The 19,154-nt window shown below is 71.4% G+C and carries 14 protein-coding genes; 4 read left to right on the forward strand and 10 right to left on the reverse strand.

The genetic code is table 11. The annotated features are described in order from the left end of the window. Positions 1-89: 89 nt before the first annotated feature. The 7 genes from EJC51_RS06275 to EJC51_RS06305 form a co-directional block, all read right to left on the reverse strand. Complete coding sequence (locus EJC51_RS06275) at positions 90-698, reverse strand: CGNR zinc finger domain-containing protein (protein WP_126270113.1); 609 nt, start codon at positions 696-698, stop codon at positions 90-92. A gap of 62 nt (positions 699-760) precedes the next feature. Then, a complete protein-coding gene (locus tag EJC51_RS06280) occupies positions 761-1,672 on the reverse strand; it encodes a universal stress protein (protein WP_126270114.1) in 912 nt (303 codons plus the stop codon). 162 nt (positions 1,673-1,834) lie between these two features. Next, a complete protein-coding gene (locus tag EJC51_RS06285) occupies positions 1,835-2,077 on the reverse strand; it encodes a DUF397 domain-containing protein (protein WP_097260181.1) in 243 nt (80 codons plus the stop codon). 106 nt (positions 2,078-2,183) lie between these two features. Next, positions 2,184-3,350 (reverse strand): thiolase domain-containing protein, encoded by a 1,167-nt coding sequence (locus EJC51_RS06290; RefSeq protein WP_126270115.1) that lies wholly within the window; start codon positions 3,348-3,350, stop codon positions 2,184-2,186. Beyond that, positions 3,347-4,390, reverse strand: a complete 1,044-nt coding sequence (locus tag EJC51_RS06295; RefSeq protein WP_126276840.1) for a thiolase domain-containing protein — start codon at positions 4,388-4,390, stop codon at positions 3,347-3,349. The genes EJC51_RS06290 and EJC51_RS06295 overlap by 4 nt, the downstream gene beginning before the upstream one ends. 5 nt (positions 4,391-4,395) lie before the next feature. Next, positions 4,396-5,337, reverse strand: a complete 942-nt coding sequence (locus tag EJC51_RS06300; protein ID WP_126270116.1) for a Zn-ribbon domain-containing OB-fold protein — start codon at positions 5,335-5,337, stop codon at positions 4,396-4,398. Positions 5,338-5,349: 12 nt separating this feature from the next. Then, complete coding sequence (locus EJC51_RS06305; RefSeq protein WP_126270117.1) at positions 5,350-6,150, reverse strand: crotonase/enoyl-CoA hydratase family protein; 801 nt, start codon at positions 6,148-6,150, stop codon at positions 5,350-5,352. Positions 6,151-6,354: 204 nt separating this feature from the next. Between EJC51_RS06305 and EJC51_RS06310 the strand changes: the two genes are divergently transcribed. Further along, positions 6,355-7,965, forward strand: coding sequence for an acyl-CoA synthetase (locus EJC51_RS06310; RefSeq protein WP_126270118.1), 1,611 nt, complete (start codon positions 6,355-6,357; stop codon positions 7,963-7,965). A gap of 114 nt (positions 7,966-8,079) precedes the next feature. Continuing rightward, positions 8,080-9,852, forward strand: coding sequence for an alkaline phosphatase family protein (locus EJC51_RS06315; protein ID WP_126270119.1), 1,773 nt, complete (start codon positions 8,080-8,082; stop codon positions 9,850-9,852). Between the two features lie 47 nt (positions 9,853-9,899). Here EJC51_RS06315 and EJC51_RS06320 read toward each other — a convergent pair whose 3' ends face one another. Both EJC51_RS06320 and EJC51_RS06325 read right to left on the reverse strand, forming a co-directional pair. Then, complete coding sequence (locus EJC51_RS06320; RefSeq protein WP_126270120.1) at positions 9,900-10,583, reverse strand: alpha/beta fold hydrolase; 684 nt, start codon at positions 10,581-10,583, stop codon at positions 9,900-9,902. Between the two features lie 38 nt (positions 10,584-10,621). After that, complete coding sequence (locus EJC51_RS06325) at positions 10,622-11,488, reverse strand: alpha/beta fold hydrolase (protein ID WP_126270121.1); 867 nt, start codon at positions 11,486-11,488, stop codon at positions 10,622-10,624. A 207-nt stretch (positions 11,489-11,695) separates the two neighbouring features. Here EJC51_RS06325 and paaK point away from each other — a divergent pair, with 207 nt between their 5' ends. Further along, on the forward strand, positions 11,696-13,000 hold the full coding sequence (gene paaK / locus EJC51_RS06330) for a phenylacetate--CoA ligase PaaK (protein WP_126270122.1): 1,305 nt from the start codon (positions 11,696-11,698) through the stop codon (positions 12,998-13,000). 66 nt (positions 13,001-13,066) lie between these two features. Continuing rightward, a complete protein-coding gene (locus EJC51_RS06335; protein WP_166682834.1) occupies positions 13,067-17,617 on the forward strand; it encodes a toll/interleukin-1 receptor domain-containing protein in 4,551 nt (1,516 codons plus the stop codon). On the opposite strand, the gene EJC51_RS06340 is transcribed toward EJC51_RS06335, so the two are convergent. Next, positions 17,598-19,091: an acyl-CoA synthetase gene (locus EJC51_RS06340; protein WP_126270124.1), complete on the reverse strand. Its 1,494-nt coding sequence runs from the start codon at positions 19,089-19,091 to the stop codon at positions 17,598-17,600. The genes EJC51_RS06335 and EJC51_RS06340 overlap by 20 nt on opposite strands. Positions 19,092-19,154 lie beyond the last annotated feature (63 nt).

Below are 19,154 nucleotides of genomic sequence, written 5' to 3' on the forward strand. Positions count from 1 at the left end.
GGTACGTCCGCGCGGGGAGCGGGCGCACACCGTGACCTACAGGCACCTCAGCGTACGCCTCGGGCGGGTCGCGTGACCCGGTTCGGCCATTACTGACCGAGGCTGTCGGCGGGTCTCCGGTGCCGCTCGTGATGCCGGGCCACCCGAGCCCGGTTCCCGCACGCCGGCTTGCACCACTCCTGGCGTGGATGCTCCTTGAGGAAGTACCGCACACAGCGCGGCCCATGGCAGGCGCGCAGCCGCTCCCGGTCAGGACCGGTGAGGAAGGCGATCGCGGCCCGTGCGAGCACCCCCGTGAGGTCCTCCTCGCCGTCCGGCACCCGGTGCTCCACGACGGGATCGGCGTCCTCGGCCCAGTGCAGCACCGGGACCGTGGGCGTGCGGGCGGCCGCGGTGTTGAGAAGGTCGACGGCGTCAGGCACCGGCATCAGGCGGGCCGCGTCGGCGGGGCTCGGGGCGCCCGGGCGTACCGCGCGGGCGAACAAGGCCCGGACCGCCGCGCGCAGTTCGCGTACGGCGGCCAGTTCCGCGTCCCCGGCGGCGAAGCCCGGCGCCACGGTGCCGGGGTGGGCCTGGACCCAGGCCGTGAGGCCGGCCGGGTCGGTCAGGTCGTCGGCGACGCCGCCCTGGCCGTCGTGGCGGACGGTGAGGGCGAGGTCGAGCGCGAGGCGGGCGTCCCTGCTGATCGAGTCCTGCATGGATCTAATGATAGAGGGCACACTTTCCCATTAGGCGGGCTCCCTATTAGGCGCGCTCCTCATTAGGCGCGCTCCCCATTCGCCGCCTCGGGCGGCACCACCGCCACCGGGCTCGCCGCGTGCAGCAGCACCGCCTGCGTCACCGAGCCCATCATGCGCGCCGGCGCCAGCAGTCTGCGCCGATGGCGGCCGACCACGACCAGCTCGGCGTCCTTCGAGGCGGCGACGAGATGGCCCGCCGCGTCGCCCGGCGCCGTGTAGATGTCGACCGTCACGTCCGGGTGGCGTTTGCGGTGCGGGGCGAGGAATCCCTCGGCGAGCGTGCGGGTCTCGTTCTCGACGGCGTCCTGGTCGACGATCGGCGGGACGAGTTCGCCGGGGACGGCCCAGGCCTGGAGCGGCCACTGGAAGGCGGCGACGACCTGGAGGCGGGCGCCGCGCAGGGCGGCCTCGGTGTGGGCGAAGGCGAGCGTCGCCTCGCCGGGGGCGTCGACCTGGAGGCCGACGACCACGCGCGGGCCCGGCTCGACCTCCACCTCCTCATGCACCTCGCGGCCCGGCGGGGGCACCACGATCACCGGGCACTCCGCGTCGCGAGCCGCGGCCATGCCGTTGGAGCCGAGCAGCAGGCCGGCGAAACCACCGCGTCCCCGGGAGCCGAGGACCAACAGCTGGGCTGTGGAGCCGAGTTCGGGTACGACGGTGCTCGATGCGCCCTCCAGCGCGAGGTACTCCGTGACCGGCCGGTCGGGGATGTCCGCGAGGCGGTCGCGTACGTCGTCGAGGACCGGGTCGTCGTCCGGCGCGGGCGGCCCGGCGGCCAGTACGTCGGGCCGCGCCCAGGCGGCGTACTGCCGTACATGGACCACCCGCAGCGGTGCCTGCCGTCTGCGGGCGGCGTCCAGGGCCCAGTCCAGGGCGCGCAGGCTGTCGTCCGAACCGTCGACCGCCGCGATGACCGGCAGGGTGCTCATGGGTTCCTCACCTCCGGGATACGACCGTCCCCCGGGGCCAGCCTCGCTCAGGCGGTCACCCCGGAGGTGTGCTCACGGTCGCGTGTCCGGAAAAACGGGTGGAACACCCCCGGATCAGCGGCTCACACCGAGCCGCGACACGTCACCTCGTCTCGTCTGCTGTCAGGTGAGGTCGAACTCCCCTTCCCTCGCGCCCGACACGAAGGCACCCCACTCGGCGGGTGTGAAGATCAGGGAAGGGCTCTCCGGGCGGCCGCTGTTGCGCATCGCGATGAATCCCTCGACAAAGGCGATCTGGACATCCCCCAGGCCACGGCTGCTGGACTGCCATTCGGCGGTGCTGAGGTCCAGCTCGGGCTTGTCCCAGCCCATGAGCGGCTGCTGCTGGATGGTGGTCTCGGCCACGTCCGTGCTCCTCCCGATTGCGTCGTCCGCGGCCAGCCTAGCGATCCACTTCGGCCGCCGACAGGCCACGTGAGGGGGACCTTTCAACGACCTTCCGGGTCGCGTTTCACGCATCAGGGGGTTCGGACCCCACGAGCCACATGGAGAAGAACTGCGAGCCGCCGCCGTAGGCGTGCCCGAGCACCTTCCGCGCCCCGTCCACCTGGTGCTCACCCGCCTGCCCGCGCACCTGGAGGGCCGCCTCCGCGAAGCGGATCATGCCGGAGGCGCCGATGGGGTTGGTGGACAGCACGCCGCCGGACATGTTGACGGGCAGGTCGCCGTCGAGTTCGGTGACCCCGGACTCGGTGAGCTTCCAGCCCTCGCCCTCGTCGGCGAAGCCCAGGTTCTCCAGCCACATCGGCTCGTACCAGGAGAACGGCACGTACATCTCGACGGCGTCGATGTCCCGGCGCGGGTCGGCGATGCCGGCCTGCCGGTACACGTCCGCCGCGCAGTCCTTCCCCGCCTGCGGCGACACCGCGTCCTTGCCCGCGAAGAGCGTGGGTTCGCTGCGCATGGCGCCGCCGAGCATCCAGGCCGCCGGCCGGGGCGCGCGGGCGGCCCCGGCCCGGTCGGTGAGCACCATCGCGCAGGCGCCGTCGGAGGACGGGCAGGTCTCGGAGTAGCGGATGGGGTCCCAGAGCATGGGCGAGGCCTGGACCTTCTCCAGGGTGATGTCGTGCTCGTGAAGGTGCGCGTAGGGGTTCTTCAGGGCGTTGCGCCGGTCCTTGTACGCGACCAGGGAGCCGACCGTGTCGGGCGCGCCGGTGCGGCGCATGTACGCGCGCACGTGCGGCGCGAAGAAGCCGCCCGCCCCGGCCAGCAACGGCTGCTGGAAGGGGATGGGGAGGGACAGTCCCCACATGGCGTTGGACTCGGACTGCTTCTCGAAGGCGACGGTGAGCACGGTGCCGTGGACGCGGGCCGCGACCAGGTTGGCGGCGACCAGCGCGGTGGACCCGCCGACCGATCCCGCCGTGTGCACCCGCAGCATCGGCTTGCCCACCGCGCCGAGCGCGTCGGCGAGGTAGAGCTCCGGCATCATGACGCCCTCGAAGAAGTCGGGCGCCTTGCCGACGACGACGGCGTCGATGTCGGCCCACGTCAACTCGGCGTCGTCGAGGGCGCGCCCGGCCGCCTCCCGGACGAGCCCGGCGATCGAGACGTCCCGGCGGGCGGCGACGTGCTTGGTCTGGCCGATGCCGGTGACGGCCACGGGCTCCTTGCTCATCGCGGATCCCCTTCGAGTACGGCGACCAGGTTCTGTTGCAGACAGGGGCCGGAGGTGGCGTGGGCGAGGGCCCGGTCGGACTCGCCCCGGTGGATGCGCGCGGCGGCCTCGCCGATGCGGATCAGTCCCGCGGCCATCATCGGGTTGGCGGCGAGGGCGCCACCGGACGGGTTGACCCGCACGTTCTCGTCCAGCCGCAGCGCCTTGCGCAGCACGACCTCCTGCGAGCTGAACGGCGCGTGCAACTCGGCGGTGTCCACGGGCCGTTCGAAGGCGCCCGCCTTCTCGGCGGCCAGGCGGGTGGAGGGTGAGTCGGTGAGATCGCGGACACCGAGGCCGTGGGCCTCGATGCGGTGGTCGATGCCGCGGATCCAGGCGGGGCGGGAACACAGTTCGCGGGCTCGCTCCCCCGCGGCGAGGACGACGGCGGCGGCGCCGTCACCGATGGGCGGGCAGTCGCCGGTGCGCAGGGGTCGTACGACATAGTCCCCTTGCGGCACCGAACCTCGCAGCTGGGCACGGGTGTTGTCGGTGGCGCGACTGCGGGTGCCGATGCCGGCCAGGGCGGGCTCGTCGGTGTCGCCCGCGTCGATCAGGGCCTGTGCCTGGAGGGCGGCGAGGGCGACGGAGTCGGGCCACAGGGGTGCCACGTAGTACGGGTCGAGCTGACGGGTCAGTACGTCGCGGACGGAGCCGGGCGAGGACTTGCCGTACGAGTACACCAGCGCGGTGTCGGCGTCCCCCGACAGGAGCTTGGTCCACGCCTCGTACAGCGCCCACGCACCGTCCGTCTCCACGTGCGACTCGGAGATCGGCGGCCAGGCGCCCACGCCGTCGAGAGCGAGGGTGAAGGAGAAGGCACGCCCGGCGAGGTAGTCGCAGGAGCCGGAGCAGGTGAAGCCGATGTCGGCGGTCTTCAGGCCGGTCCGGTCGAGGACGTCGTGCAGGACCGGCATGAGCATCTCCACCTCGGACTGTTCCTCGGTGGTGCGCAGGATGTCGGACTGGGCGAAGGCGACGACGGCGATGTCCCTGGTCACGGCTGTCACAGCAGCTCCTTGTAGGTCTCGTAGTCCGCGTCGGGTTCGCCGGTGGGCCGGTAGTGGTCGGGGTAGCGGCCCCCGTCGGTCCACACCGGTTCGACCCTGAGTCCCATCCGCACCTGGTCGTACGGGATGCCGCCGATGCGTCCGTGCAGGGCGAGGTCGGCGCCGTCGAGGGCGATGTGGGCGTAGACGTAGGGGACTTCGATGTCGAGGTTCTTCGCCTTGATGTTGACGATGCAGAAGGTGGTGACCGTGCCGGCCGGGCCCACCTCGACCTGTTCCGCGGTGGCGACTCCGCACGTGGGGCACGCGCCCCTCGGGGGGACGTACACCTTGCGGCAGGACGGGCAGCGTTCGCCCACGGCGCGGTGGTCGGCGAGGGCGTTGATGTAGGCGGTCTGGGCGCGGCCGGGTGAGTAGGTGTAGTCGAGGCGGGCGGCGGCGACGATGCCGGTGACCGGGTCCTCGAACTCGCCACTGTGGCCGGTGGGTTGGGCGGGATCGCCGTCGTACGGCTCGAAGCAGGCGATGTCGGTGATCGCGCCGACGCGGTCCTCGGCCCAGCGGACGCGGACGCGCAGGCCGGTGTGGACGGCGTCGGGGCCGGGGGCGTCGAGGGCGTGGAGGAGGGCGGTGTCGGCGCCGTCGAGGCGGACGAGGACCCAGGCGAAGGGCGAGGACAGGGGCTGACCGCGGCGGGGTTCGTGGTTCCAGGCCCAGGTGGTGACGGTGCCGGTGGGGGCCACCTCGACGAGGTCGCGGATCTCCTCCGCGGTGACGGGGTCGTACTCGACGGGCGGGACGAGGGTGCGGCCGTCGCCGGTGCGTACGCCGAGGACGACGCGGTCGCGCAGGCCGGTCAGGAAGGCGCTCTGGACGGGGCCGAGGGAACGGGTGAAGGGGAACTCGACGACCAGCGGGGCTTTCAGGACTTCCGGCATCGCCGGCCTCCTTCAGTGGCGCTTGTAGACGGGCGGGCGCTTCTCCGCGAAGGCGCGGGCGCCTTCCTTGGCGTCGGCGGTGTCGAACACCGGCCAGCCGCGCTTGAGTTCGGCGGCGAGACCCTCGGTCTCGGTCAGTTCGGCGGTCTCGTAGACGGACGCCTTGACGGCTTCGACCGCCAACGGGGCGCAGGCGTTGATCTGTTCGGCGATCTCCAGGGCCTTGGTCAGGGCCGTGCCGTCGGGGACGACGTGGCCGATCAGTCCGATGTCGGCGGCCTCGCGGGCGCTGTACGGGCGGCCGGTGAGGAGCATCTCCAGGGCGTGGGTGCGCGGGATCTGGCGCTGGAGGCGGACGGTGGAGCCGCCGATAGGGAACAGGCCGCGTTTGACCTCGAAGAGGCCGAAGGTCGCCGACTCCCCGGCGACGCGGATGTCGGTGCCCTGGAGCATCTCGGTGCCGCCCGCGACGCAGTACCCCTCGACGGCGGCGATGACCGGTTTGCGGGGGCGGTGATGGCGGAGCATCGCCTTCCAGTGCAGGTCGGGGTCGGCCTTGAGGCGGTCGCGGTACTGCTCGCCCTCCATGCCCTTCCCGGCGAGGGCCTTGAGGTCCATGCCGGCGCAGAAGGAGCCGCCCGCGCCGGTGAACACGATCGAGCGGACCGTGTCGTCCGCGTCGGCTTCCAGCCAGCCGTCGTACAGGCCGACGAGCATCGCCAGCGAGAGCGCGTTCTTGGCCTCCGGCCGGTTGAGCGTGAGCACCAGTGTGGCGCCCTCGCGCCGCACGGTGAGGTGTTCCGTCCCACCCATGGACCGTCTCCCCTCCGAGCATCTCTCCGCCGAGCATCCCTCTGCCGACGGACCGGCAGAACGAGAACAGGTTGCAGGAGCGGACCGACCTCTTCAAGAGTTTTCTGACAGACAGTCAGATTTGTTGTGCGCGGACCCTTCACAGTTGTGCCGCCCTTTGCTCTGATGACCGGCAGCCGGTCATGGGCGAGGTCAGGAGGAGCTGTGGAGTACAACCTTGCCGACCTGTTCGAGTCGGTCGTGGACGCGGTCCCGGACCGCGAGGCGCTGGTGTACCTCGACATCCCCGGCACCGGAGCGGAGCGCCGGTTGACGTACGCGGAGCTGGACGCGGCCGCCAATCGCATCGCCCACCATCTGATCGACCACGGCATCCGGCCCGGTGAGCACGTCGGACTGCACCTCTACAACGGCATCGAGTACCTCCAGGCCGCGATCGGCTGCCTCAAGGCGCGGATCGTGCCGGTGAACGTCAACTACCGGTACGTCGAGGACGAGTTGGTGTACCTGTACCGGGACGCCGACCTGGTGGGGCTGTTCTTCGACGCGGAGTTCGGCGAGCGGGTGGCGGCGGCGCTGCCGCTGACGGAGAAGCTGCGGCACCTGGTGCGGGTCGGGGACGCGGAGTCGGGGCCGGACGCCGTGGCTTTCGCGGACGCCGAGGCCGCCGGGTCGCCCGAGCGCGGGTTCCCGCGACGCTCGGGCGATGACCAGTTCATCATCTACACCGGCGGCACCACCGGGATGCCCAAGGGTGTGATGTGGCGTCAGGAGGACCTGTTCTTCTCGGGGATGGGCGGCGGCGCACCGACCGGTGAGCCGGTGAAGAAGCCCGAGGAACTCGCCGAGCGGGTCGCCGCGGGTGGCTCGGGGATCACCTTCTTCCCCACCCCCCCGCTGATGCACGGCACCTCCACGCTCACCGCCTTCATCGGCTTCAACTTCGGCCAACGCGTCGTGATCCACCGAAAGTTCACGCCCGAGGAGGTGCTGCGGACCGTCGAGAAGGAGCGCGTCACCAGCATGTCCCTGGTCGGCGACGCGATGCTGCGCCCGTTGATCGACGCACTCGAAGGGCCCATGAAGGGCACGGACATGTCGTCGATGTTCAGCGTGTCGTCGTCGGGGGCGATCATGTCGGACACGGTGCGCCGGCAGTTCCAGGCCCTCGTCCCGAACGCGATGCTGCTGAACAACTTCGGCTCCTCGGAGTCCGGCTTCAACGGCACCGCGACGGACGACTCCGGCCCCGAGCGGGGCTTCCGGGTCCGGGTCAACTCCCGTACCCAGGTGGTCGATCCGGCCACCCACGAGCCGATCGCGCCGGGCGAGGTGGGCCGGGTCGCACAGTGCGGCCACGTCCCCCTCGGCTACTACAACGACCCGCGGAAGACGGCCGAGACCTTCTTCGAGAAGGACGGCGAGCGCTGGGTGCTGCTCGGCGACATGGCCACCGTCGACGAGGACGGGGTCGTCGTCGTCCTGGGGCGCGGGTCGCAGTGCATCAACACCGGCGGCGAGAAGGTGTACCCCGAGGAGGTCGAGCAGGCGCTCAAGTCCCATCCGGACGTGTACGACGCCCTGGTGGCCGGAGTGCCGGACGTGAAGTGGGGCCACCATGTGGCAGCGGTCGTACAGCTGCGGGACGGCGCGGCGCAGCCGTCGCTCGACGACATCCAGACGCACTGCCGGTCCCACCTCGCCGGGTACAAGATCCCCCGGCAGCTGGTGATCGCGAAGTCCATACGGCGCTCCCCGAGCGGCAAGGCGGACTACCGGTGGGCGCGAGAGGTGGCGGCGCGGGCGGACGGATGAATTCCGCCCCCCTCGATTGAACCGTCGGTGACACACGGACGTACTGGTGGTGGCAGGCTCGCTCCAGGGCTTTGTTCGTCATGCAATCGCAAGACCGTACGGAAGGACCGCCGGGTGTCGCTCTTCACACCTCGCTCTCGTCAGTCGTCGGACAGCACCGAGACGTCGGACGCCACCGGGAGCGAGGAACCGGCTGAGGCGGAAGCGGCAGAAGGGCCGGAGGAGGCGGCGCCCTCCGGGAAACCCGGCTGGTTCGGCTGGCGTCACCGCTACCCCCGTACCGCGCGCGGTGTGACCATCGGTACGACCGTGCTGGCCGCCGCGCTGGTGCTCGGCGCACTGCTCGTGCCCAACCGTCTCGACTGGATCAGGTTCGAGTCCTTCCTGCGCCTGCCCGTCGAGGCGATCCTTCTCGCCGGCCTGCTGCTGGCACTACCGACGAGAGCGCGCCGGATCACGGCCGTCGCCTCGGGCGTGTTCCTGGGCCTGTTCACGGTCGTCAAGTTCCTCGACATGGGCTTCCGGCAGACCCTGGCCCGCCCCTTCGACCTGGTCTTCGACTGGATCCTGCTGGACGACGCGGCGGACTTCGTCCGGGAGTCGTACGGCCGTTCGGGAGAGCTGCTCGCGATCACCGCGGTGATCGTGCTCTTCGTGTCCGTGCTCGCGTTGTGCACGCTCTCCGTGGTGCGGCTGTCGAACCTCATGGCCCGGCACCGCGCGGTGGCCGCCCGTACGACCCTCGTCCTGGGCACCGTCTGGATCGTCTGCTTCACCATGGGCGTGCAGTTCAGCGGGCTCACCTTCGCCACCAAGGGCAACATCCAGTTCGTCGCCAACCGGGTCCAGCAGGTGCACGACGGCCTCGTCGACGCCAAGGTCTTCGAGAAGCAGGCCAAGGTCGACGCCTTCGCGAACACCCCGCCCGACCAGCTGCTGACCGGACTGCGCGGCAAGGACGTGCTGTTCACGTTCATCGAGAGCTACGGCCGGGTCGCGATCGACGACCCGGCGATGGCCCCGCAGATCGACGCGGCCCTCCAGGACGGCGACAACCGGCTCAAGGCGGCCGGTTTCCAGTCCCGCAGCGGCTGGCTCAGCTCGCCCGTCACTGGTGCGGGCAGCTGGCTCGCGCACTCGACGTTCCTGTCCGGCCTGTGGGTCAAGAACCAGCAGCGCTACCGCAGCCTCACCACCGGCGACCGCGCGACCCTCACCAGCTACTTCCAGAAGACCGGCGCCTGGCGCACGGTCGGCATCGTGCCGGGGGTGCGCAAGGCGTGGCCCGAGGGCAAGTACTTCGGCCTCGACCACATCTACGACTCCACCCACCTCGGCTACAACGGCCCCTACTTCAGCTGGACGCCGGTCCCCGACCAGTTCAGCCTCGAATCCTTCGAGCGCCTTGAGCACGGCAAGCAGAACCGCGACCCGATCATGGCGGAGATCATCCTCGCCTCCAGCCACAACCCCTGGTCGCCGATCGCCCACATGATCGGCTGGGACCAGCTCGGCGACGGCTCGGTCTTCGAGCAGATCAAGAAGGAGGGGACGGACCCCAAGGAGGTCTGGAAGAGCGCGAAGCGGGTGCGCACCGAGTACCGCAAGGCCATCGAGTACTCGTTGCAGAGCCTCACCGAGTGGGTCGAGCGCTACGGCGACGACAACACGGTCCTCGTCTTCCTCGGCGACCACCAGCCCGTCCCGACCGTCACCGGCGGCGACACCAACAAGGACGTGCCGATCACGATCGTGGCCCGCGACCCGAAGGTGCTGGACCGGATCTCCTCCTGGGGCTGGACGGAGGGCCTCAAGCCGGCCGGGAACGCGCCGGTGTGGGCCATGGACAAGTTCCGGGACCGGTTCATGACGGCGTACGCGAAGTAACGGGTCACTCCACCACGTAAGGGATTACTCGGCGAAATAACGGGTCACTACGCGAGGAAGGGTTCCACCGCCGCGAAGAACTCGTCCGGACACGTCTCGTGCACGAGATGTCCGGCCCCGTCGACGGTGACGAGCCGTGCGTCGGGGATCGCGGCGGCGACCGCGGCGACCTGATCCTGCGGAATGAGGCTCGTGGCCCCGCCCCCGATCACCAGCGTGGGCATGGTGATCCGCCCCATGTGGTCCCACCACACGGGATCGGGGGCGTTCCGCTGCCGGTCGGTGTCCCGGACCATGGCCCAGTCGAACGGCAGGTCTCCGGCGGGCCGTTCGGCGGGCGGGCGGGGCGGGTCGAGGGGGAAGGGCGCGGGTACGTCCTCCAGGACGAGCCGCCGTACGAGGTCTGGGGCGTGCTGGGCGAGGAGATAGGCGACGGTGCCGCCCAGGGAATGCCCGACCACATCCGCCCGCCGGATGCCGAGCGCGTCGAGGAAGCCGTGCACGTCGTCACGCATCGCCTCGCACGCATAGCCGCCCGGCCAGTCGCTGCGCCCGTGACCGCGCAGATCGGGGGCGTACACCCGACGCGGCCCCGTGGCGAGCCGTTCCGCGACCTCGGTCCAGTCCGCGCCGTCGGCGCCACGGCAGTGCAGCAGGAGCACGGGCGGCGCGTCCTCGGGGCCCCAGGTGCGGTAGGCGAGGGTGATGCCGTTGGCCTTGACGGTGTTCATACGGGGCAACGTATCCGGGGACGCGACAGGGCGGGCCCCTACTCTGCCGTGGGCAGAGCGGGGGTTCCGCTCCCGTCGAGGAACGCGGCGACCCGTCGTACGAACCACTCCGGATCGTCGAGCCACGGGTAGTGCGCGGCGCCCGGCTGGACGGCGAGTTCGGCGTGCGGGAAGACGTCGGCGGTACGGCGGGCCAGGTCGGGCCTGGGGGCTCCGTCGAGTTCACCGGCGAGGACCAGGACCGGGGCGGGCAGCCTGGAGAGCGCCGTGTGCGTGGCGGGCGGGTCGTAGGCACCGGAGGAGCCGTACACGTCCGCGGCCTCGTCGTTGAACTCCTCGTCGCCGCGGGCGTGGTGCTCCTCGGCGGCCTGGTCCCAGCGGCCGTAGAAGAAGGGTGCGATGGCGGGATCGTAGTCAGGCGCCCCGTTCAGCCAGGCCTCGAAGGCCGGGAACGCCGCCGGGAACCACGGTTCGTCCTTCCGCAGGAGCGCCGCGGCCAGCCGGTCCTCGGGCGGGGCCGCCGTCCCGAGCGCCCACGGATTGGCGGTGACCAGCACCAGCCGCCGTACCCGCTCCGGGTACCGGGCGGCGTACAGCATGGCGAGGCTGCCACCGGCCGAGTGCGCGAGGACGTCCATGCGCTCCAGCCCCAGCTGGACCCGCAGCGCCTCCACGTCGTCCACGAGCCGGTCGCACCGGTACGTCGCCGGGTCCACCGGCACGGCGGAGTCGCCGGCCCCCCGCAGATCGAGCAGCACGAGCTGCCGGTGCGCGGCGAGGCCGCCCAGGTCGCCGAGGTAGCGGGAGGCCTGCATGGGCCCTCCGGGCAGGACCACGAGGGGATCGCCCGCGCCCTTCAGGTGGTAGGCGAGCTCGGTTCCGTCGGGCGCGGTGAAGATCGGCATACCGTGATCCTCACGACCGACTGCGCCGGCCGCAACGGAATTCCGTCCGCCGCCCGGCGCATCCGGACAATCCGCCGGCCCGGCCCGTCCGGAAAAGTGGACGTCCACCTCTTGCTTGATCCCCCGCGGCCTGGATTACTGATCCCCGAGACCTCGACCGAATGATCGGTCGCCCGGATTGCTGTGGTTGGTGAGGTGGACGTCCCGATGGCGGATGCGGCGGAGTTCCTGGACGCGGGGGAACGGCTGGACGGACAGGCGTTGCGGGCGCTTCAGTTGGAGCGGCTGCGGGCGTCGTTGCGGCACGCGTACGACCATGTGCCGTTCTACCGCGAGTCCTTCGACAAGGCGGGCGTCCACCCCGACGACTGCCGCTCGCTCGCCGACCTCGCCCGCTTCCCGTTCACCACCAAGGCCGACCTGCGCGAGAACTACCCGTACGGGATGTTCGCCGTGCCCCGGGACCGTATCCGGCGCATCCACGCCTCCAGCGGCACCACCGGCCGCCCGACCGTCGTCGGCTACACCGACGGCGATCTCTCGCTCTGGTCCGACATGGTGGCCCGTTCCCTGCGCGCGGCCGGCGCGCGCCCCGGCGACACGGTCCATGTGGCGTACGGATACGGCCTGTTCACCGGCGGACTCGGCGCGCACTACGGTGCCGAACGGCTCGGCTGCACGGTCGTCCCCGCGTCCGGCGGCATGACCGCCCGTCAGGTCCAGCTGATCCAGGACCTCAAACCCCGCGTCATCATGGTGACGCCGTCGTACATGCTGACGATCCTCGACGAGTTCGAGCGGCAGGGCGTGGACCCGCGCGGCACCTCCCTGGAGGTCGGCGTGTTCGGCGCCGAACCGTGGACGGAGCAGATGCGCCGGGAGATCGAGGAGCGGTTCGCGATCGACGCGGTCGACATCTACGGGCTGTCGGAGGTGATCGGCCCGGGCGTCGCGCAGGAGTGCGTCGAGACCAAGGACGGACTGCATGTGTGGGAGGACCACTTCTACCCCGAGGTCGTCGACCCGATCACCGGCGAGGTGCTGCCGGACGGCGAGCAGGGCGAGCTGGTCTTCACCTCGCTCACGAAAGAGGCGATGCCCGTCATCCGGTACCGGACCCGGGACCTGACACGCCTGCTGCCGGGCACCGCCCGGGTCTTCCGCCGCATGGAGAAGGTCACCGGGCGCAGTGACGACATGGTGATCCTGCGGGGCGTCAACCTCTTCCCCACGCAGATCGAGGAGATCGTGCTGCGCACCCCGGGCGTCGCGCCCCACTTCCAGCTGCGGCTGACCCGGGAGGGGCGGCTCGACGCGCTGACCGTGCGCGCGGAGGCCCGGCCCGACGCCACACCGGAGGACCGGGAGGCCGCCGTACGGTCCATCGCCGCGGCCGTCAAGGACGGCATCGGCGTGTCGGTCTCCGTCGAGGTCGTCGAACCCGAGTCGCTGGAGCGGTCGGTGGGGAAGATCCGGCGGATCGTGGACCTGCGGTCGAACAACAAGCAGTGATGTCGAACAGCCAACAGTAGTAAGGAAGTTGAGCGCACACCGGCCCTCCCTGCGACGATGGGGAGCATGGTGGATTCGGGGGAGCACCGGTACGACGCCTTCCTGTCCTACGCCCGCGCGGACGATCCCGGCTTCCGCCGGGCGCTGCTGGAGGGCCTCGCCCTCGCGGGGTACCGGGTGTGGTTCGACCGGGAGGCGATGCCCAACCGCGGGACCACGTTCGGACAGGAGATCCGGCGCGCCATCGAAGCCTCCGACCGGCTCGTCCTGCTGGCCGCCCCGGGAGCCCTGTCCTCCGACTACGTCGACCAGGAATGGCGGTACGCCGACGACATCGGCAAGCCCGTCGTACCCGTGGTCCGGGCCGTCTCCTTCAGCGACCTTCCCGACCGGCTCGCCCACTATCACGCGGTCGACGCCGAACGGCAGCCGGTCGACGCGGCCGTGGCCGAACTCGCGAGACTGCTGGGCGAGCCGGTACGGCCGCTCGGGCAGTGCTTCCACCTGCCGGGGCGGCCCCCGCATGCCCGCGACCGGGCCGAGCTGACCGCGCGGCTGTCCGACGCCCTCCTGTCGGACCGCATGGGCCCTCAGGAGGCCGGCCAGGCGCCTCGCGTCGTGGCGCTGTACGGCATCCCGGGGTCCGGAAAGAGCACGGTGGCCGCCGCCTTCGCCGCGGCCACCCGCACCCGCCGGGTCTTCTCCGACGGCATCGTCTGGCTCGCCGCGGGTCCGGACTTCCAACCCCTCACCGCCGCCCGCGAGTTGCTGCGGCTGGTGGCGCCGGGTTCGTTGCTGCCGGAGAGCGAAGGGGAGGTCGACCTCCGGCTGGCGAACGCGCTCGGCAACCGGGAAGTGCTGGTCGTCCTGGACGACGTACGGGACGCCGAAGCCGTGATGCCGTTCGTGAGCGCCCTCGGGGCGGGTGCGCGGCTGTTGCTGAGCACGCTCGACCAGGCCGTGGGGACGGCACTCGGTGCCGAACAGGTCGCGGTGGACCGCTTCGACGAGGACACCGCGCGCGAGCTCCTCGCCGACTGGGCGGGCGGCGGCCCGCTGCCCCGGGAGGCGGAGGTCGTCCTGGAGGCCTGCGACGGGCTGCCGTTCGCCCTCGCGATCGTCGGCGCGATGATCGCGAACCTGACGCCCTGGGGAGACGTCGCCGAGGCACTCGACGCCCGACGGCTCGACGAACTGGCGGGGCTCTCCCCCGGCTACCCGCACCGCACGGTGCTGGCGGTGCTCGCGGCCTCCTTCGAAGCGCTCAAGGCCGACGATCCCCGGGCGGCCGAATGCTATCTGGAGCTGGCCGGATTCCAGCCGGGCGCACTGCTGACCCGTGCGGTGCTGGTCCGGCTCTGGTCACGGCCGGGGCGGCTCACGCCACTGGAGTCGAGGCTCGTCATTCCGGTCCTGGAACGCCGTCTGCTGCTCCAGAGCATTCCCGAGGGCGACCGGTTCCGACTGCACGGCCTCCACGAGGACTTCGTGCGCATCCGGCACCCCGATCCGCCGGCCCTGGCGCGGGCCCTCGTCACGAGCTACCGCCACGAGAAGAACCCGGCGAGCTGGGCGGAACTGGCCGACGACGGTTACGTCTTCGATCACCTGGTCGGTCACCTCGCCGCGCTCGACGACCGGGCCACCCTCTTCGAGGTGGTGACCAGGGAGTGGGTCCAGCGGCAGTGGCGGCGCCGTGGCGATCTGGGCCAGGCCCTGGACGACACACGTCGGGCGATCGACGTCGCGGTGCAGCCGCCCGTCGATCTGGTGAACCTCGCCCGCTTGAGCGTCCTCACCGGGCAGATCGCCGTGACGCTGCGCGAGGCGTCGCCCTGGCTGATCGCCGCCCTGGCCAAGGCGGGTGACCTGGATCGGGCGCTGCGATGGGCGGGTGACCACCCCGACGCGATGGAGCGCTTCGTGGCACTGCTGGAGGTGGCCGAGGTCGCTGTGGACAGCGGCGAGCTGTCCCTGGCCCGGCGGGTCTGCCGGGTCGCCGCGGAGACGATCGCGGAGCTCGGCGGGTGCGTGGAGAGCGGGGTGCTGGCAGGCCTCACGGGCCTCAACGCCGTACACGCGCTGGTGCACTTCCCCCATCCGGACGAGTGGGAGGGCACCGAGGACGAGCTGGTCGAGGTGGCCCGGGTCCCCTTGGACTCGCTGGTGCGGCTGGCCCCGGTGGCCTGGCGGGCCGGCGCCACGGCCGATCTGGTGACGGTCACCAATCCGTCCTGGGAGTTGTACGGCCATCTGCTTCCCCTGGTGGCGGTGGAGCAGCTGGCGACCGAGGGCGAGCCGGCGGTGGGACGGGCGCTGCTCGACGCCTACCCGGAGCCGCCGGCGGGCCGGGGACGGGACGAAGACTTCGTGAACGCAGCACGGTATCGCTACGCCGTCGCCCTGGCGGCCGTCGGCGACCTGGACGAAGCGCGCGCCATGGTCGACGCCCTCTCCCCCGACTACGTGCCGGTCGGACGCCGCGGGCTGGCGCGCCATCTCGCGCGGGCCGGACGGCTCGACGACGCTGTCGGGCTGCTCGGTTCGATCAGTGACGGAACCACGGCGGGCGAGGCACTCCACGACGTCGTCGACGCGGTCCTCGACCGAGGCGTGCGGGAGGAGTGCCTGCGCCTCGCGGACGTGGCGGAGGCCCAAGGCCGACCGTACGCGGCGGACCTCCTGCGGGCGACGTCCGGCGACCTCACGGCGGGGTACCGGTTCCTCCAGGCCGACGACGTGGAGGTGGCGGTCGGTATCGGCGGGGCCATCGCCGAGACCCACTGGCACTGCGGAGCACACGCGACCGCGGTCGACATCGTGCGGCACCTGGTGCGGGTCGCCGAAGAGTCGCTGGGGCCTCAATGGTGGGCGCCGCATTCGATCGGCATACCCCAGGGCCTGGCGCAGGCGGCCGTCCTCCTCGCCTCTCTCCTCGTGCGGACCGGTGAGCCGCTGCCCCAGAACCTCGCCGCGGTGACGTTCGCGACAGAGCAGCAATGGGGCGGTACGCCGAACTTCAAGCTCACCTTTGTCAAGGACCTCGCGGCGAGCGGCCGTTTCGCCGAGGCGATCGAACTCGCCGATCTCCCTTCCCTTCCCGGTGGCCGGGCCCTGTGTCTCGCGACCGCCCTCGCCGCGGTGATGCCTTCCCCCGGCGACCCCGGTCTCACCGACCGCTTCCGGGACGCGGTGCGCGAGTTGGCCGAGGAACTGGGCGCACTGGACGCGGGCCGAGATCTGGACGAGGCCGTGTCCCTCGTGCTGCGCGTCCACGGCCTCGACGGCCCGATGGCGCCGCTGGTGACGGCTCTGGAAGCCCGATCGGATGTGCCGCTGTCCCTCGCGGTCCGGGCCAGGCTGCTCGCCGATGCCGGCCGCGCGGAGGAGGTACGGCGGCTGGCCCGTCGAACCCTGGAGGACCGGGCTCTGGTCGTGCCCGAGGCCAGGGCGCGTGCGATGGTCCTGACCGCCGTGGCGGCTCGCCGACCTGGACGGTCCGCCGAACTCGATGCCGTTCCCGGCCTGTTGGCCGACCTGCGGCAGGCTGCGGGCGGGCTCGACATCCTGGCCGACACCATCGATCTGTACGACCTCAGCGGGGCTCGGAACATCGCCGCCGACATCGCCACGAGTGTGCCTTCGGGTCCGGAAGCGGAGATCGCGGACACGTTGCCGTCCAGCGACCGGGTGGAGTACCCGATCGAGATGTCGGACCACGCCATCGCCGCGGCGGCGGTGTCCAGGGCGACCGGCGCGGCCTCCATGGCGTTGGTCATGGCGCGGGCCGGCGAGGAGACGGAGGCCCGGGCATGGCTGCGGACCTGCGAGCAGTTCGTCGAGGGAGCCGGATGGGTGTCCCCGTCCGCCCGCTCCGCCGAGGCAGTGAGCCGGTACCTGTGGGCCGCGCGGTGCGCACTCGATCCGACGACGGGGCCCGAGGACGGAGCGACGGCCGCCGCTGTCGCCTGGTACCTGTGGGATCGAGGCCTTCATCTGGCGGCCGTCCGTTGCGCCGGTACGTTCCTCGACCGGCCGCACCTGCCTTTCGGCCTGGCATCCGACCAACAGGTGATCGGCTACGCGGAGGACTATCTGCGTGACATGGACGTCGACCGCGCTGTCCGTGCCTCGTTGACCGCGCTGCTGGCGACCGCGGCGGCCGCGGACGGCGATGCGGAGCTGGCAGCCGAACTCGCTGCCGAAGTGGATCCGGCCCGCGTGAGCGGTCTGGCGTCGCTCAGCTTCGCCGAGCGCTCCGAGTACCTCGCCACGGTGGCCATCGGCCTCGATGCCGCCGGCCGGTCCGACGACGCGACGGAGCTGCTCCGGGAGGCGCTCTCCGACACCCTCACCATGGCCCGCCGCGGCGAACTGGCCCCCTTCGAAAGGCTGTGCAGGGCCACGGTCCAGATCCTCCCGGTCGACGACGCACACGCCATCTGGGCGTACTGGCTCCAGGCGGCCGCCCTGTCGGGCTCCTACGCGGCGCTCGGCATGATCGCCGGCTATCTGCGGTGGCTTCCCCCGGAGGCGCTGGCCGACCTCGTGGTCAACCCGGACACCGGCGACCTCGAACGGCTGCGGGACGGAGTCGTCAGCCCAACCGGTCCCTGAGTTCGCGCTTGAGGATCTTCCCGCTGGCGTTCCGGGGCAACTCACCCACGAACACCACCCGCTTCGGCGCCTTGAAGTGGGCGAGCCGCTCCCGGGCGTGGGCGATCAACGCCTCCTCTGTCACCTCACCGCGCGGCACGACCACCGCCGTGACCGCCTCGATCCACCGTTCGTCGGGCAGCCCGATCACCGCGACCTCGGCGACGCCCTCGTGCGTGTACAGGGCGTCCTCGACCTGACGGGAAGCGACCAGTACGCCACCGGAGTTGATGACGTCCTTCACCCGGTCGACGATGGTGAAGTAGCCGTGCGCGTCGCGGACCGCGAGGTCGCCGGAGCGGAACCAGCCGTCACGGAAGGCGTCGGCGGTCTCCTCGGGTTTGTCCCAGTAGCCCTCGCACAACTGCGGGGACTTGTAGACGATCTCGCCGGGCGTGCCGTCGGGCACCTCCTTGCCGTCCTCGTCCACGACCCGTGCGTCGACGAAGAGAACCGGGCGCCCGCAGGAGTCCATCCGGCCCTTGTGCTCGTCGGGGGCGAGGACCGTCGCCAGCGGGCCGATCTCGCTCTGGCCGAAACAGTTGTAGAAGGCGAGCTTGGGGAGCCGTTCCCGCAGCCGCTCCAGGACCGGCACCGGCATGATCGACGCCCCGTAGTACGCCTTGCGGAGTCCGCCGAGGTCGCGGGTGGCGAAGTCGGGGCGGTTGGACAGGCCGATCCAGACCGTGGGCGGTGCGAAGAGGCTGTCGGCGCGGCCCGCCTCGATCAGGTCGAAGAGGCGGTCGCCGTCGGGCGCGTCGAGGATGACGTTCGTCGCGCCGACCGCGAGGTAGGGCAGCAGGAACACATGCATCTGCGCCGAGTGGTACAGCGGGAGCGAGTGCACGGGGCGGTCGCCGGCGCTCAGGTCGAGGGCGCTGATCGCGCTGAGGTACTCGTGCACCAGGGCGCGGTGCGTCATCATCGCGCCCTTCGGGAGGGCGGTCGTACCGGAGGTGTAGAGCAGTTGGACGAGGTCCTCGCTGCGCGGCTCCGGGCCGTCGTACGCGGGGGCCGCGGGCAGGCGCGCGAGCAGGGAGTCGTCGGCGTCCCGCAGCGGCAACGTCCGCACGCCGTCCGGGAGTCGGGCGGCGAGGTCGGGATCGGTGAGGACCAGCGTGCTGCCCGACTGGCCGACGATGTACGCGAGGTCGTCGCCGGTCAGGTTCTGGTTGACCGGGACGTGCACGAGGCCCGCACGGGCGCAGGCGAGGAACGCGATGAGATAGGCGTCGGAGTTGTGCCCGTAGGCGCCCACCCGGTCGCCGGGCGCGAGGCCCTCGCCGAGGAGGACACTCGCCGCGCGGGAGACGGCCGCGTCGAGTTCCTCGTACGTCCATGAGCGCTCGCCGTACTCCACCGCGACCCGCGCCGGGGTGCGCCGGGCGCTGCGGCGCAGCACCCCGTCAACCGTGCTGCCGTGTCCAGACGTCATACAGGTCAACCTACCGGTTGGTACGCTCAACCGCTCCTTCCCTCAATGACGTTGGGAGGCACC

The sequence above is a fragment of the Streptomyces aquilus genome (genome assembly GCF_003955715.1).
In the GTDB taxonomy this organism is placed as follows: domain Bacteria; phylum Actinomycetota; class Actinomycetes; order Streptomycetales; family Streptomycetaceae; genus Streptomyces; species Streptomyces aquilus.